This is a genomic window from Tatumella saanichensis (assembly GCF_000439375.1).
Taxonomy (GTDB): domain Bacteria; phylum Pseudomonadota; class Gammaproteobacteria; order Enterobacterales; family Enterobacteriaceae; genus Tatumella; species Tatumella saanichensis.
The window spans coordinates 138,518-152,717 of record NZ_ATMI01000040.1; the positions used below are offsets into that span (position 1 = coordinate 138,518).

The window sequence follows — 14,200 nt, forward strand, 5'->3', positions numbered from 1 at the left end:
TGCCGCCAGAGTGCGGCAGGGAGCCGGCATTTAACGTCTAACCATCGAACTGAGTTATGAGCGAAATAATTTTTGGCATTCATGCCGTTGAAGCCCTGCTGGAGCGTGACCCTCAGCGTTTTCAGGAAGTATATATTCTGAAAGGACGCGATGACCGCCGTCTGCAACCTCTGGTGGCGGCACTGGAAGCGCAGGGTGTGGTAGTACAGGTTGCGACCCGCCAGTGGCTGGATAACCAGGCCGATGGCGCTGTCCATCAAGGGATCCTGGCGAAGGTCAAACCTGGCCGTCACTATCAGGAAGGTGACCTCCCTGATCTGTTGGAAAAGCTTGAGCAACCGTTTTTGTTGATTCTGGATGGTGTCACTGACCCGCATAACCTGGGTGCCTGCCTACGCAGCGCCGATGCGGCTGGTGTCCATGCGGTGATTGTCCCGAAAGATCGTTCAGCTTCCCTGAACGCCACGGCCAAGAAAGTGGCCTGTGGAGCGGCGGAAACCGTACCGTTAATTCGGGTCACTAACCTGGCCCGGACTATGCGGCTGTTACAGGAATACCATGTGTGGATCGTTGGAACCGCTGGTGAAGCGGACCATAACCTCTATCAGAGTAAAATGACCGGCCCGATGGCCCTGGTGATGGGCGCTGAAGGTGAGGGGATGCGTCGTCTGACCCGTGAACACTGTGATGAACTGATCAGTATTCCGATGGCCGGAAGTGTCTCTTCACTGAACGTGTCGGTCGCGACCGGCATCTGTCTGTTTGAGGCCGTCCGCCAGCGCCAGGGATAACTTCCTGGTTGGCCGTCCCGTCAAGTTACGGGGCGGTCACTTCACAGCGATGAGGTTGGGTACCGTAAAAAATAGCCTCGCTGTACCACCTTCCTGGGATCACCGTCTCCGTGATCATGATAATTCGATACCAACGCACACCTGCCTGATTCGCTTGTGCGGCGATGGCCCGTTGTGCATCATCGGGTGAACCGTGCACCATAACCTGTACCGAGCGCAGTTTGCATAAATCGAGCGTCATGCCGAGACTCAGTTCCTGAGCGTAAGGCTTAAGCGGCGGACGCGGCTCTGGTGTCGGCGTCAGTAGGGTGCAACCGGACAGCAGCAGTGGCAGCAATAACAGAAACGGGCGCATAGGATTTTCCGGCGGCAGAGGACAAGATATCAGTATCGCCGAAAAGCGTGACTGCGCAACAGTGGATCTTCCCTGCCACCGTTTAAGGCTGATAGTTAAATGCCGCCGGATGATTTTCCAAACTGCCGGTCAGGGCCGCATACAGCACTGTTTTCCCATCAATCGACAGTTCATCACTGATCTTCAGCCATTGTAGAGTTTCTCGTTTTCCGTCTTCATCGCTGCGTAGCCACAGACCGCTCATTTGCTGATGGCGTGGCGAATACAGCAATGCAAATTTCTGCTGCCCGCAGTGGTGAGGCTGACAGGTGCTGTAGACCTGATAGGATTGGCCCTTTAGAGTCACCTGCTGCATCGGTGATTCGACACCGCCCTGTTTGACCCAGCTCGGCAGATGCTGGTTGGCGATCAGCGCGGCAAAGGGTTTAGCGGTGGCAGGATCTTTGATGATATCGCTGAGTCGTGGAGTATCTGCCAAGGTATAGCCAGAAAATGACAGGGCAGGGAGTAGTGGCAGTAGGGTAAGGGACAGTCGCTTCACGGTAACCTCACAGATGTTATAGGGTCTTTGCTGATTATATCGGTTAATTGCATTTTTGCTGTCAAATCCGGAGGATTCTGTGGTTTGAGGCATTTGTGTCAGCGGGCTGTCCTAAACGGCACGGCGCTGATTTATTTGCTTGAGTTTCCCGCCCGCTATAAGTATTATTACGCGTCAATTTTTTCAGCCGTACTTAAACACGTTCCTTGCTTCCATGGGCCGCGGCTGACCCTGACAGGAGGCTGAATAATCCGTAAGGAGCAACCGATGCGTCATTACGAAATCGTATTTATGGTCCATCCTGACCAGAGCGAGCAGGTTCCTGGCATGATCGAGCGCTACACTGGTGCTATCACTGGTGCAGAAGGCACGATCCATCGTCTGGAAGACTGGGGCCGCCGTCAGCTGGCTTACCCGATCAACAAACTGCACAAAGCACACTATGTTCTGCTGAACGTAGAAGCTCCGCAGAGCGTGATCGATGAGCTGGAAACTAACTTCCGCTTCAACGACGCCGTTATCCGTAGCATGGTTATGCGCGTTAAAAACGCGGTAACTGAAGCATCTCCGATGGTTAAAGCGAAAGAAGAACGTCGTGATCGTCGTGAAGACTTCGCTAACGAAACCTCTGATAGCTCAGATGCTGAGGATTCTGAAGAGTAATCCATGACGGTGGCGAATCATCTGCGTCTGTCCGGCAATGTCTGTGGCAGAGTCGTCAGAAAGACCAGCCCCTCAGGAATTCCTCACTGCCAGTTTGTGCTAGAGCATCAATCGATGCAGGAGGAAGCCGGCTTAAGCCGGCATGCATGGTGTCGTCTCCCTGTGATTATCAGTGGCCAACAACACCTGCAGATTACTCAACATATAACGGTCGGCACGCAACTCATTCTAGACGGTTTCCTGCATTGCCATCAGGCAGCATCGGGACAAAGCAGAATGGTGTTACATGCCGAGCAGATTGAATTGATAGATTCTGGAGACTAGCCTAATGGCACGTTATTTCCGTCGTCGCAAGTTCTGCCGTTTCACCGCGGAAGGCGTTCAAGAGATCGATTATAAAGATATCGCAACGCTGAAAAACTACATCACTGAAAGTGGCAAAATTGTACCGAGCCGTATTACCGGTACTCGCGCAAAATACCAGCGTCAGCTGGCCCGTGCTATCAAGCGCGCGCGCTACCTGTCTCTGCTGCCGTACACTGATCGTCATCAGTAATCGGCCACTGTCCATTAACGACTTTGAGAGGATAAGGTAATGCAAGTTATTCTGCTTGATAAAGTAACAAATCTGGGTAACCTGGGTGATCAGGTTAACGTTAAAGCGGGCTATGCTCGTAACTTCCTGGTTCCACAGGGCAAAGCTGTTCCTGCGACCAAACACAACATCGAGTTTTTCGAAACTCGTCGTGCTGAGCTGGAAGCTAAACAGGCTGAAGTTCAGGCTGCTGCCAATGCCCGTGCTGAGAAAATCAACGCACTGGGTACTGTAACCATCACGTCTAAAGCCGGTGACGGCGGTCGTCTGTTTGGTTCTATCGGCGCACGTGACATTGCTGATGCAGTGTCTGCCGCAGGTGTTGACGTTGCAAAAAGCGAAGTTCGTTTAGCGGAAGGCGTTCTGCGCTCTACCGGTGAATACGAAGTTGGCTTCCAGGTTCATAGCGACGTTGTTGCTAAACTGGTTGTTAACGTGGTTGCTGCATAATTGTAGACAACCTAAAAACGCCGGCCTTGTGCCGGCGTTTTTGTTGGTATCCTTACCCAATCACTGACAGCACTACTGTGCTTGTATAAAGCTACCGTCTCCTTGGCGGATAAACAGTGCTTGCCCGTTTTTGGTATTCAGCGTCAGGCCAGTCACTGTTCCCCGATCATTAATACGCAGTCTTATCCGTTGCCCTGTCTGTAAGTTACTCAGCGGCTTATCCTGGCCTTCCACTTCGGCCATCGCAAACACATCACTCACCGGCAAATTATTATCGCGAAACAGCTGTGCCAGTGTTTGCCCAGCAGCGATGGTATAGTTGCGCCACTGTCCCTGTGGGTCACGGGTCGATGAAGGTGGTGGGGCATCGTCATCGCCGCTAGGCGAGTCAAGCTGTGCCTGCATCGTCGCGGAAGATGTCTCGATATTCTGGCGGACTGGAAACTGTTGTGACTCACTCGGCAGAATAAAACCGATAATGATCAGTAACAAGCCCCCGGCAAGCCCCCAACGATGAGTGAGCGGCAGGGGATCCAACCAGTGTAGCCGTTCCGGCCAATGTATCAGCCTGTTAAACCGGCTACTGGAGGTAGAGTCATTATTATTGCGCATTGCCGCTTCCTTACCCGGCGAGTATGCCCTGCGGAGCTCCGGGAAACGAGTTGCTTTTACCATCTCCGTAAGACGTCGACGGAATGTCTGATGTTGCTGGCGGGCAGGTCGGCCCATAGTGGTTCTCACTTATCACAGGGATAATCGGCAGTTGGCGGTTAAGCCGTTATAGTGTTATAGCAGAGTGACAAGGTTCTGCATCTTTACAATGATATTGTTCACCTTTCAGAAAAAAAAGTCATCAACGACAGGTTCGGTTTTACCCGAGCAACCCACACTGTTATGCTTCCCCTCCTTATATTCAGATAAATCAGGAACAGAAATGACGACTCTTTCTTTTGACAGCGTAGAAGCGCAGGCAAGTTATGGTATTGGCCTGCAGGTTGGACAGCAACTGCAGGAATCCGGTTTAGAGGGTTTACAGCCAGAAGCATTACTGGCTGGCCTGCGTGATGCGCTGGAAGGAAATTCGCCGGCTGTGCCTGTTGACGTTCTGCACCGTGCTCTGCGTGAAGTCCACGAACGTGCGGACGCCGTGCGTCAGGAACGAACTCAGCAGATGGCGGCTGAAGGGCTGAAATACTTGGAAGAGAACCGTCAGCGTGAAGGCGTTAGTAGCACCGAGTCTGGTCTGCAATTCCGTGTATTGACCCAAGGTGAAGGTGCAATCCCTTCTCGTCAGGATCGTGTACGTGTTCACTATACCGGTAAATTGATCGATGGCACGGTGTTCGACAGCTCGGTACAGCGTGGCCAACCGGCAGAATTCCCTGTTAGCGGCGTGATTGCTGGCTGGATCGAAGCCCTGACCCTGATGCCGGTTGGGTCTAAATGGGAACTGGTGATCCCTCAGCAGCTGGCCTACGGTGAGCGTGGCGCCGGTGCCTCAATCCCGCCACTGAGCACCCTGGTATTCGAAGTGGAGCTGCTGGATATTCTGTAATTCCGCACAGCCTAAAGGCCGGTCAGTTGACCGGCCTTTTTTATGGGAGTGACCCGTCGCGATGGCAGAGTCTGCCAAGCTCGGCGAAATCAGTTACACTTCACAGAAAGGCTGAAGTATGCGCCGGCAACAGATCGCGGCGCTAATGAGGAGGTGAACAATGCTGGAAGATATTTGTCAGCTGGCCCGTCAGGCCGGTCTGGAAATTATGAAGATTTATACTGCAGAGCAGCCTGCCCGGGTCGAGCACAAGGCGGATAACTCGCCAGTGACCGACGCGGACATGGCAGCCCACCATGTCATCCTGGCGGGGCTGAAAGTCTTAAGCCCAGACATTCCGGTACTATCAGAAGAGTCACCAACTCCCTGGGAACAACGTCAGCACTGGCAGCGTTATTGGCTGGTCGACCCGCTGGACGGCACCAAGGAGTTTATTCATCGTAACGGTGAATTCACCGTCAATATTGCCCTGATTGACAATGGTGTACCGGTTGCCGGAGTGGTGTATGCCCCCGCCAGTGATCTGATGTACTTGGCTGCTGAGGGTAAAGCGTGGAAAGAAGAGCAGGGTGTCAGAACACAGATTCAGGTACAGGAAGCCCATCCACCATTGGTGGTGGTCAGCCGTTCCCATGGGGATGCCGAGTTGCAGGAGTATTTGCATCAGCTGGGAGAACATCAGACGGTAGCGGTCGGCTCGTCCCTGAAATTTTGCTTGGTGGCTGAAGGTCAGGCGCAGCTTTATCCGCGCTTCGGGCCAACCAATATCTGGGATACCGGTGCCGGTCATGCGGTGGCGATGGCGGCCGGGGCACATATTACCGATTGGCAGGGCAATACCCTGGATTACACGCCTCGGGAATCTTTCCTCAATCCTGGTTTCCGGGTCACACTTTACTGAGTGACTTCCAAGGCCCTTTTCATAAGGGCCTTCATATCTTGTGCTGGGACTGCCTGGCCACTCAATTCCCTGTCATCCTGCTGACATCTTTATCGCCGATACTCGCCGTCACTGAATGTTAATTTTTTGTGTGCTCACGCACAGATGTTATTTTTATCCTGCGTTAAAATCAACCATCAAGATATCAGTCTGCAATCGGGGTTATTTATAGTTTATTCCTATAACTTTCGAGGTTTTTTTTCGGTATGTTATGTCCCGACATTTAGCCGCTACTCGGCTGAAGGTCACCTAGGACATGAGTGAGAAAGGATCAAAAGGATGAAGATTTTTCAGCGATACAATCCCCTGCAAATTGCCAAATACGTAAAAATACTGTTTAAGGGACGTTTGTTTATCCGAGGTATTGGTACCTTTGATTTTGATCGCGGTAGGATTTTGCTGCCAGCCGTCAGGGATAAACTGCAACTGAACGTGATGTCGGAGATTAACCGACAGGTGCTGCGATTGCAGGCGGAGTATCGTTAATAGTAGCGGGGCGTCTGATGACGCCCCAGTAGTAAAAGGTGTTATTCAGTAGTGACCTGTCCAATCGGTGCAATCACCGCCGGGCGCTCATCGATTCGCGTGACCAGCAGCTGATCGATACGATAGCTGTCGATATCAACCACTTCAAATTTATAGCCTGCAAACATCACGAAATCAGTGCGTTTCGGGATCTTTCTCAGCATATACATCATAAAGCCACCGATGGTTTCGTAGTTACCTGACTGCGGGAACTCATCGATATTCAGCACTCGCATCACATCATCAATTGGCGTACCGCCTTCAACCAGCCATGAATTGGCATCACGCGCCACAATTTGCTCTTCAAAGCCTTGACCCACTAGGTCACCCATCAGCGTCGTCATCACATCGTTAAGTGTGATAATGCCCACCACCAGGGCATATTCGTTCATGATCACGGCGAAATCTTCGCCGGCCGATTTAAAACTTTCTAAGGCTTCGGATAACGTCAGGGTATCCGGTACGATCAGCGCCGAACGGATCTGCACTCCGCTGTTTAAGGTCAGGCTCTGGTTGCCTAGCACCCGCAGCAACAGTTCTTTGGAATCGACGTAACCGATAATATGGTCAATATCGTTGTTGCATACCAAGAACTTAGAGTGAGGATGGCGGGCAATTTTGGTTTTTAGCGAGGTTTCATCTTCATTCAGATCAAACCAGACAATGTTCTCGCGGGAGGTCATTGAGGAAGGAACGGTACGTGATTCCAACTCAAACACGTTTTCGATCAGCTCATGTTCCTGCTTACGCAATACCCCGGCCAAGGCACCGGCTTCCACTACCGCATAGATATCGTCAGGGGTAATGTCGTCTTTGCGCACCATCGGGATTTTAAACAGACGGAAAATATTGTTCGCCATGCCGTTAAAAAACCAGACTAACGGGCGGAACACCGTCAGGCAGAAGCGCATCGGGTGGATAATACGCAGGGCAATGGCTTCCGGTGCGATCATGCCGATACGTTTCGGCGTCAGATCCGCGAATAGAATGAACAGGCTGGTGACGATGGTAAAAGAACAGATAAAGCTCAGCTGTTCAGCCCATTCAGGAGAGAGAAAGCGTAGAAATAAGCGGTTAAACACCGGTGAAAAGGCGGAGTCACCGACAATACCACCAAGGATCGCCACCGCATTGAGGCCAATCTGCACTACCGTAAAGAACATGCCGGGAGATTCCTGCATTTTCAAAATGTGCTGGGCGCGGACATCTCCGTCATCGGCCAGCAGTTTCAGCTTGATTTTACGGGCTGCAGCCAGAGAGATTTCAGAAAGAGAGAAAAAAGAACTGATGACAATCAGTAATAAGATGACAAGTAAGTTATCTAACATAAAGGATCCAATTTTTATACTCTTGTCATTTTTGGCGTGGGCAACACGTTCCCAGCGTGAAGACTTTATAAAGGTCCGTGCAGGGGGCTATCCGCGCCAAAAATGTCTGTCCGGCTCCCGGAATCGGGCACCTGTCAGACAGAATTATTTCAGGGTTAGCTGAAGGGTGCATTATAACAGCAGCCCCTGAATGCCTACCAGAGGTAAAAAGGAACGCTTTTTAAACAAAAATATTTAATAGCGCAAAAATAAGAAAAATAGTTTTTTATTGTGATAGTGTCGTCAGGGTAGCTGAAAAAATGTGCGATTTTGGTTTTTTTATCTGCACTGTAGTGTTGTGTTGAAGCGCGCATTTTCAGACAATACCCTGATGCGGAGAAACTCCGTTTTTTCGAAGAAATTCATCATCATTTCGGCGATGAACGACTACGCTGTAACTAAGCAAATTTTAGCTTCTCAGAGCCCTTTCTCCGGGAAGAGAGCAGGTTTTAAACAGGAGTTTACGTGCCACGTCTACGTTTATCACTGTACGGTATCACGGCTGTTCTTCTGGCGATGCCTTCATTGCAGGCCGCTACGGTACGCTTACAGCTGGATGGCCTGTCAGGGGAATTACAAAACAATGTCAGAATCGGTCTGGCCTCCATATCCAGTGACGAAGTTTCTGCTGACGGACGTTTTCAGGCACGGTTAACGGATTCGATTAAGCGAAGCCTGCAGGCTCTTGGCTATTTTCAACCGGTGATTACTTTTCAGACCACACCAGAATCCCTGTCTGGTACTGACGCCGTGCTGCATATTAAGGTCGATCCTGGCCCGCCGGTCAAAATTGCTGGCAGCACCATTGTGGTGGAAGGCGAAGCGAAGCAAGACCCTGATTATCAGGCCTGGATAAAAAAAGGGACTCCGAAAGTCGGTACGGTACTGAATCAGGGCGATTACGACAGCTTTAAAAGTGGCTTCTCCACCCTGGCCCTGCAGAATGGCTATTTTGATGGTCAGTTTAAAAAGAGCCAGCTTGGCGTCGCGGTGGGTCGCGGCGAGGCCTTTTGGGACCTCGATTATGACAGCGGTCCGCGCTACCGTTTTGGCGATGTCAGTTTTCAAGGCTCGCAAATTCGCGAGGCTTATTTGCGTAATTTGATCCCCTTCCATAAAGGCGATCAATACAGTTCGTTGCAATTGGCTGAGTTAAACCGCCGTCTATCGGCAACCGGCTGGTTTAGTTCGGTTGTCGCCGCCCCGGAGTTTAGCCAAGGCCGCCAAACTAAAGTCCTGCCGATCAGTGCAGCCCTCACGCCGGCGGTGAAAAATACCGTTGAAACCGGGGTCGGGTATTCAACCGATGTCGGCCCCCATGTGAAAGCCACCTGGAAGCGCCCTTGGGTGAACGACGATGGCCACAGTATGTCGTTCAGCACCTATCTCTCCCAGCCAGAACAGCAGCTAGACATGAGTTATAAAATTCCGCTGCTGAAGAGTCCACTGGATCAATATTACCTGCTGCAAGGGGGCGTGAAACGTACTGATCTCAATGATACCCGCTCTGATGCCTCAACGCTGGCGGTGTCCCGCTACTGGGAATATGAGAGCGGCTGGCAGCGTGCCCTGAACCTGCACTGGCGTCTGGACCACTTTACTCAAGGTAATGAAACCGACACTACCATGTTGATCTATCCCGGCGTCAGCGTTAACCGTACCCGCTCTCGTGGCGGCCTGATGCCGACTTGGGGCGATTCGCAGCGCTATTCGGTGGATGTGGCGGATAGTGCCTGGGCCTCGGATGCTAACTTTGTCATGCTGCAGGCGAATAATGTCTGGATCCGCACCTTAGCGGAGAAACACCGCTTTGTGTTCCGCGGTACCGCCGGTTGGCTGGCAACCAATGATTTCAGCCGTATTCCACCGGATCTGCGCTTCTTCGCCGGAGGCGATAACAGTATCCGTGGCTATAAATACAAAAACGTGTCGCCGCGAGATTCCGATGGCAAATTGACCGGAGCCTCAAAAATGTTTACTGGATCGGCGGAGTACCAATATAACGTCACCGGCAAATGGTGGGGTGCCGTGTTTATCGACAGCGGTGAAGCGGTTAACAATATTCATGATTCGAATTTCAAAACCGGTACCGGGGTGGGGGTTCGCTGGGCATCGCCGGTCGGGCCCATCAAATTAGATATTGCCCGCGCAGTGGGTGATAAAGATCAACGCGGTATTGAGTTTTACATCGGGCTGGGGTCAGAGCTATGAAGTTATGGAAGAAAATCCTGACAGGGATCCTGATATTTTTACTGGTGATGATCTTGGCACTGGGCCTGTTGATCGGCACCACGCCGGGGCTACATCTGATCCTCAATAGCGCAGCCCGCTGGGTGCCGGGGTTGACCATCAAACAGGTGGAGGGCGGCTGGAAAAACCTGACCCTTAGAGGCGTCGGCTATCAGATGGCCGGGGTTAACGTCTCTGATGGCGAACTGCATCTCTCTTTAAATGTGTCCTGTCTGCTGCACTCCCAGGTGTGTATCGACGATATCTCCCTGAAAGATGTCAGTGTGGTCGTAGACACCAGTAAAATGGCCCCTGCTGCCGAGCAGAAAAGCAGTGACGACAGCAGCAGTGGTGAGATTTCAACGCCTTACCCAGTATTCCTGCGCCATATTGGGCTGGAAAATGTCAATGTTAAGGTGGATGACACCGCGATCTCGTTGGCCAGCTTCTCTTCAGGAATGGCCTTTGAAGGTCGCCAGTTAACCCTGACTCCGACGCGTATCGAAAGCCTGTTACTGGCGCTGCCAAAAGCGAAAACCGTGGCACAGAACAGTGCTACGGCTGCCGTGGCCGGACAGGCGGAAAAGCTGACCCAGACACCAGAGCAGCAAAAGCAGGCACAGCAGCAACAGCAGGCGGCTGCTAAAGCCGCCGCCGCGTCACAGCAGCCCCCGGCAGAAATGCTGAGAGCGCTGTTTGCTAAGCCATTGCTCAACCTACCGGACTTCCGTTTGCCGCTGGATATCCGTATCGACGATATTACCGGCGAACAGTTGCGCATGACTGGCGATACTGACATCACTGTGAATCAGCTACAGATTAAGGCGCAGGCGATTAACAACCAGGTGAACCTAGAGACCCTGAAAGTGAACGCTCAACAGGGGCTGATTAACGCCAGTGGTCAGGCGACTCTCAATGGTGACTGGCCGGTCAACCTGACCCTGAACAGCGCTATCAATATGGATCCGGTCAAAGGGCAGAAGATTAAACTGACCCTCAGCGGTGCGGCCAAGAAACAGCTGGATCTGGCGCTGAATCTCTCCGGACCGGTGAAGGCACAGCTGGCGGCGATGGCCCAACCCGCAGTGACAGGATTACCGTTCTCCTTGAACCTGACCAGCCCGCAGCTTCGCTGGCCACTAACTGGTGAGGCACAGTGGAATGTCCGTAACCTGAACCTGAATGCCGGAGGCAGTGCCACCCACTACAACCTGCGTTTCGGCAGTTCGGTCTCTGGCAACACTATTCCACCGGCGGATATTGCGCTGCAAGGTAAAGGGAATACTGATCAATTCAGCTTGGATAAACTCCAGCTGTCAGCACTGCAGGGAACCGCTACTTTGAAAGCATTGGTCGACTGGACCAAGGCGATCAGTTGGAACAGTGAACTGACTCTGGCGGGGATCAATACCGCTAAACAGTACCCGCAATGGCCGTCACGACTGGACGGAACGGTCACGACAGGTGGCAGTCTGTACGGGGGGAGCTGGCAGGTGAAAGTACCGTCAATTAACCTGCACGGTAACGTGAAACAGAACGCCGTCAATGTGAAGGGTTCTCTGACCGGTAATAGCTACAACCAGTGGAACATCCCGGGGATCAACCTGCAACTGGGGCAAAACCGGGTGGATCTGAAAGGGACCCTTGATAAGAAAATTAATGTCGATGCAGTGATCGATGCCTCACATCTGGATAATGCCCTACCGGGGCTGACAGGGTCAGTCAAAGGCACTATTAACGCCCGCGGCACCTTGGAGCAGCCACAGGTGCAAGCAGACCTGGCTGGCCATGGTATCCGTTGGCAGCAACTGACCCTACAGAACTTTAGCCTAAAAGGTGATGTCACCTCGGCGCAACAGATTGCCGGCAAACTGGCGCTACGCGTCAATCAGTTACAACAGGGCGCCTTGGATATTCGCAGTGTGGTATTGGATGCAGGCGGGACTGAGAAGCAGCATCAGCTGAAGTTGAGCATCGATGGTAAGCCGGTGTCAGGGCAGTTAACCCTCAACGGCAGCTTTGACCGCCAGCAACAGCGCTGGCGGGGTAGCCTCAGCCAAACGCGCTTTGATACCCCGGTCGGCGAATGGCGCATCAGCCGGGCTGTCAGCCTGGATTACCAGAATGCCCGTAAGAGCATTACCATCGGTAGCCATTGCTGGCTGAACCCGAATGCGCAGATCTGTCTGCCAGAGCCGGTCGTTGCGGGGCCAGAAGGGCATGCTCGCATTCAGCTGACACGTGTGGATCTGGCAATGTTGAAACCGATGCTACCGTCCACCACTAAGTTGCAAGGGGTGTTCAGCGGTGATGCGCGGGTTAACTGGACGGCTAATGGCGGTTTACCGACCGGTAATGTCACCTTGAACGGAAAAGGAGTAGAGGTACAGCAGTCGGTACAGGGGAAAACCTTGCCGGTGATCTTTGATACCCTCAACCTGAAAGCGGGGCTGGTTAATGGACGGGCGCAGTTGGGGTGGCTTATCCGGATTGCTAATAACGGCGAGCTGAACGGTAATGTGGTAATCAGTGATCCACAGAATGCGCGTAATCTCAGCGGTACGGTAAATATTGACCGCTTCTCGTTGGGAATGTTTAACGCCATCTTGGCGCGTGGTGAAAGTATTAAAGGGATGCTGAATAGCCAATTGCGGCTTGGCGGTAACCTGAAAAATCCGCGAGTGTTTGGTCAGACCACGCTGAACGATGTAGATATCAACGGTAACTTTATGCCGATCGATATGACCACCGGAAACCTAAAACTGGTATTCAACGGAGTCAGTTCGACCTTGGAAGGGCTGATTGGTACCCGTCAAGGTAACCTCAGTTTGTCCGGTAACGCCGACTGGAGCCAATTGGATAACTGGCGGGCACGGATTGCCGCCAAAGGTGAGCGTATCCGCGTTACGGTGCCGCCAATGGTCCGCATGGATGTGTCGCCGGATCTGACGTTCGAGGCAACACCGTCGGCCTTCAACCTTGATGGGCGGGTGGATATTCCGTGGGCAAGGATCACCGTCCAACAGGTACCGGAAAGCGCAGTAGGGGTCTCGTCCGATGAAGTGATGCTGGACAACAACCTGCAACCGATTCAACCGGCCACCAATGCGATTGCCATTAACAGCAATCTGGTGATCCATATTGGTGATGATGTCCGCCTGTCGGCATTCGGTCTGAATGCCCGTCTGGGGGGAGATTTGAAAGTATCGCAGGATAAGAATGGACTCGGACTGAACGGACAGATTAATATTCCGTCAGGACGCTTCCATGCCTATGGACAAGACCTGGTGGTACGCAAAGGACAACTCCAGTTCTCTGGACCACCGTCTCAGCCGTATATCAATATGGAAGCGATCCGCAACCCTGATGCCACCGAAGATAACGTGACGGCAGGCATACGAGTCACCGGTTTGGCGAATGCCCCGAAAGTGGAAGTGTTCTCCGACCCGACGATGTCACAACAGGAAGCCTTATCGTACTTACTGCGCGGTGAGGGCCTGGGAAGTGATGGTGACAGTAATGCGCTGACCTCCGCCTTGGTCGGACTTGGGGTCGCACAAAGTGGTCAGGTGATGGGTAAAATCGGCGAAACCTTCGGTGTCAGCAATCTGTCGCTGGATACTGCAGGGGTCGGTGATAGTCAGCAGGTGCAGGTCAGTGGCTATGTCCTGCCGGGGCTGCAGGTGAAATACGGTGTTGGTCTATTTGACTCACTGGCAACCCTGACGCTGCGATACCGGCTGATGCCCAGACTCTATTTGGAAGCTGTGTCTGGCGTAGACCAGGCGCTCGATTTGCTTTATCAGTTCGAGTTTGAGTAATGCGAATAATTGTCTACGGCAGTTTAAGGCGCAAGCAGGGAAACAGTCACTGGATGACCAATGCGCAGTGGTTAGGGGATTATCGGGCCGAAGGATATGAGCTTTATCACCTTGGCCTTTATCCCGGGGTGGTTGCTGGGGAAGGCAGTGTTTATTGTGAAGTCTATCGGATAGATTCCACCACACTGGGAGAGCTGGATGCGCTGAGAACCCGTGGTGGGGAATATAAGCGTGAGCTTATTTCAACCCCTTATGGCAGTGCATGGTTATATATTTATCAACGCCCAGTCATGGATCGCCAGAAGATAGTCAGTGGGGATTGGTTGGATCGGCAAGATATATCGTCATAAATAAAAAACGCCGTCTGA

General features: G+C 52.4%; 15 protein-coding genes. 11 read left to right on the top strand and 4 right to left on the bottom strand.

Annotated elements, in window-relative coordinates; translation table 11 throughout:
* Window positions 1-56 precede the first annotated feature (56 nt).
* Window positions 57-791: a 23S rRNA (guanosine(2251)-2'-O)-methyltransferase RlmB gene (gene rlmB, locus DW47_RS0111420; RefSeq protein ID WP_029686550.1), complete on the top strand. Its 735-nt coding sequence runs from the start codon at window positions 57-59 to the stop codon at window positions 789-791.
* A gap of 25 nt (window positions 792-816) precedes the next feature.
* On the opposite strand, the gene bsmA is transcribed toward rlmB, so the two are convergent.
* Entirely contained in the window at window positions 817-1,146 is a 330-nt protein-coding gene (bsmA, locus tag DW47_RS0111425; protein ID WP_051150917.1) for a biofilm peroxide resistance protein BsmA, read from the bottom strand.
* A gap of 82 nt (window positions 1,147-1,228) precedes the next feature.
* Window positions 1,229-1,687, bottom strand: a complete 459-nt coding sequence (locus tag DW47_RS0111430; protein WP_161606704.1) for an Ivy family c-type lysozyme inhibitor — start codon at window positions 1,685-1,687, stop codon at window positions 1,229-1,231.
* Between the two features lie 267 nt (window positions 1,688-1,954).
* Between DW47_RS0111430 and rpsF the strand changes: the two genes are divergently transcribed.
* Genes rpsF through rplI form a run of 4 tightly spaced genes read left to right on the top strand, consistent with a single transcriptional unit; the run spans window position 1,955 to window position 3,395 of the window.
* On the top strand, window positions 1,955-2,350 hold the full coding sequence (gene rpsF, locus DW47_RS0111435; RefSeq protein ID WP_029686553.1) for a 30S ribosomal protein S6: 396 nt from the start codon (window positions 1,955-1,957) through the stop codon (window positions 2,348-2,350).
* 3 nt (window positions 2,351-2,353) lie between these two features.
* A complete protein-coding gene (gene priB / locus DW47_RS0111440; protein WP_029686554.1) occupies window positions 2,354-2,674 on the top strand; it encodes a primosomal replication protein N in 321 nt (106 codons plus the stop codon).
* Window positions 2,675-2,678: 4 nt separating this feature from the next.
* Window positions 2,679-2,906, top strand: coding sequence for a 30S ribosomal protein S18 (gene rpsR / locus DW47_RS0111445; protein ID WP_000135199.1), 228 nt, complete (start codon window positions 2,679-2,681; stop codon window positions 2,904-2,906).
* A gap of 39 nt (window positions 2,907-2,945) precedes the next feature.
* A complete protein-coding gene (rplI, locus tag DW47_RS0111450) occupies window positions 2,946-3,395 on the top strand; it encodes a 50S ribosomal protein L9 (protein WP_029686555.1) in 450 nt (149 codons plus the stop codon).
* Window positions 3,396-3,467: 72 nt separating this feature from the next.
* Here the strand turns inward: rplI and DW47_RS0111455 are convergent, their stop codons facing one another.
* The gene (locus DW47_RS0111455) at window positions 3,468-4,007 is read right to left on the bottom strand and encodes a LysM-like peptidoglycan-binding domain-containing protein (protein ID WP_029686556.1); all 540 of its coding nucleotides are present in this window, start codon (window positions 4,005-4,007) and stop codon (window positions 3,468-3,470) included.
* Window positions 4,008-4,329: 322 nt separating this feature from the next.
* Here DW47_RS0111455 and fklB point away from each other — a divergent pair, with 322 nt between their 5' ends.
* From fklB to DW47_RS0111470, 3 genes are all read left to right on the top strand, one after another.
* Window positions 4,330-4,950, top strand: coding sequence for a BamJ family beta-barrel-assembly machinery protein (gene fklB, locus DW47_RS0111460; RefSeq protein WP_029686557.1), 621 nt, complete (start codon window positions 4,330-4,332; stop codon window positions 4,948-4,950).
* Between the two features lie 160 nt (window positions 4,951-5,110).
* On the top strand, window positions 5,111-5,851 hold the full coding sequence (gene cysQ, locus DW47_RS0111465) for a 3'(2'),5'-bisphosphate nucleotidase CysQ (RefSeq protein WP_029686558.1): 741 nt from the start codon (window positions 5,111-5,113) through the stop codon (window positions 5,849-5,851).
* Between the two features lie 318 nt (window positions 5,852-6,169).
* Entirely contained in the window at window positions 6,170-6,376 is a 207-nt protein-coding gene (locus DW47_RS0111470) for a DUF1107 domain-containing protein (RefSeq protein WP_029686559.1), read from the top strand.
* A 41-nt stretch (window positions 6,377-6,417) separates the two neighbouring features.
* Here DW47_RS0111470 and paeA read toward each other — a convergent pair whose 3' ends face one another.
* Window positions 6,418-7,743, bottom strand: coding sequence for a polyamine export protein PaeA (gene paeA, locus DW47_RS0111475; RefSeq protein WP_029686560.1), 1,326 nt, complete (start codon window positions 7,741-7,743; stop codon window positions 6,418-6,420).
* Between the two features lie 555 nt (window positions 7,744-8,298).
* On the opposite strand from paeA, the gene tamA reads away from it, so the two are divergent.
* Genes tamA through DW47_RS0111490 form a run of 3 tightly spaced genes read left to right on the top strand, consistent with a single transcriptional unit; the run spans window position 8,299 to window position 14,182 of the window.
* Window positions 8,299-9,993 carry an autotransporter assembly complex protein TamA gene (gene tamA / locus DW47_RS0111480; RefSeq protein WP_051150922.1) on the top strand — a complete coding sequence of 565 codons (1,695 nt, stop codon included), beginning with the start codon at window positions 8,299-8,301 and terminating at the stop codon, window positions 9,991-9,993.
* Window positions 9,990-13,832, top strand: coding sequence for an autotransporter assembly complex protein TamB (gene tamB, locus DW47_RS0111485; RefSeq protein WP_029686562.1), 3,843 nt, complete (start codon window positions 9,990-9,992; stop codon window positions 13,830-13,832). Before tamA ends, tamB begins: the two co-directional genes overlap by 4 nt.
* Window positions 13,832-14,182 carry a gamma-glutamylcyclotransferase family protein gene (locus tag DW47_RS0111490; RefSeq protein WP_029686563.1) on the top strand — a complete coding sequence of 117 codons (351 nt, stop codon included), beginning with the start codon at window positions 13,832-13,834 and terminating at the stop codon, window positions 14,180-14,182. The genes tamB and DW47_RS0111490 overlap by 1 nt, the downstream gene beginning before the upstream one ends.
* Window positions 14,183-14,200: the final 18 nt, after the last annotated feature.

Excerpts from the sequence above, each read along its gene's own strand:
- DW47_RS0111490 (WP_029686563.1), top strand. The coding sequence starts at position 13,832 with ATGCGAATAATTGTCTACGGCAGTTTAAGGCGCAAGCAGGGAAACAGT.
- rplI (WP_029686555.1), top strand. The coding sequence starts at position 2,946 with ATGCAAGTTATTCTGCTTGATAAAGTAACAAATCTGGGTAACCTGGGT.
- rlmB (WP_029686550.1), top strand. The coding sequence starts at position 57 with ATGAGCGAAATAATTTTTGGCATTCATGCCGTTGAAGCCCTGCTGGAG.
- paeA (WP_029686560.1), bottom strand. The coding sequence starts at position 7,743 with ATGTTAGATAACTTACTTGTCATCTTATTACTGATTGTCATCAGTTCT.
- fklB (WP_029686557.1), top strand. The coding sequence starts at position 4,330 with ATGACGACTCTTTCTTTTGACAGCGTAGAAGCGCAGGCAAGTTATGGT.
- tamA (WP_051150922.1), top strand. The coding sequence starts at position 8,299 with ATGCCTTCATTGCAGGCCGCTACGGTACGCTTACAGCTGGATGGCCTG.
- DW47_RS0111455 (WP_029686556.1), bottom strand. The coding sequence starts at position 4,007 with ATGCGCAATAATAATGACTCTACCTCCAGTAGCCGGTTTAACAGGCTG.
- DW47_RS0111470 (WP_029686559.1), top strand. The coding sequence starts at position 6,170 with ATGAAGATTTTTCAGCGATACAATCCCCTGCAAATTGCCAAATACGTA.
- rpsF (WP_029686553.1), top strand. The coding sequence starts at position 1,955 with ATGCGTCATTACGAAATCGTATTTATGGTCCATCCTGACCAGAGCGAG.
- priB (WP_029686554.1), top strand. The coding sequence starts at position 2,354 with ATGACGGTGGCGAATCATCTGCGTCTGTCCGGCAATGTCTGTGGCAGA.
- tamB (WP_029686562.1), top strand. The coding sequence starts at position 9,990 with ATGAAGTTATGGAAGAAAATCCTGACAGGGATCCTGATATTTTTACTG.
- bsmA (WP_051150917.1), bottom strand. The coding sequence starts at position 1,146 with ATGCGCCCGTTTCTGTTATTGCTGCCACTGCTGCTGTCCGGTTGCACC.
- rpsR (WP_000135199.1), top strand. The coding sequence starts at position 2,679 with ATGGCACGTTATTTCCGTCGTCGCAAGTTCTGCCGTTTCACCGCGGAA.
- cysQ (WP_029686558.1), top strand. The coding sequence starts at position 5,111 with ATGCTGGAAGATATTTGTCAGCTGGCCCGTCAGGCCGGTCTGGAAATT.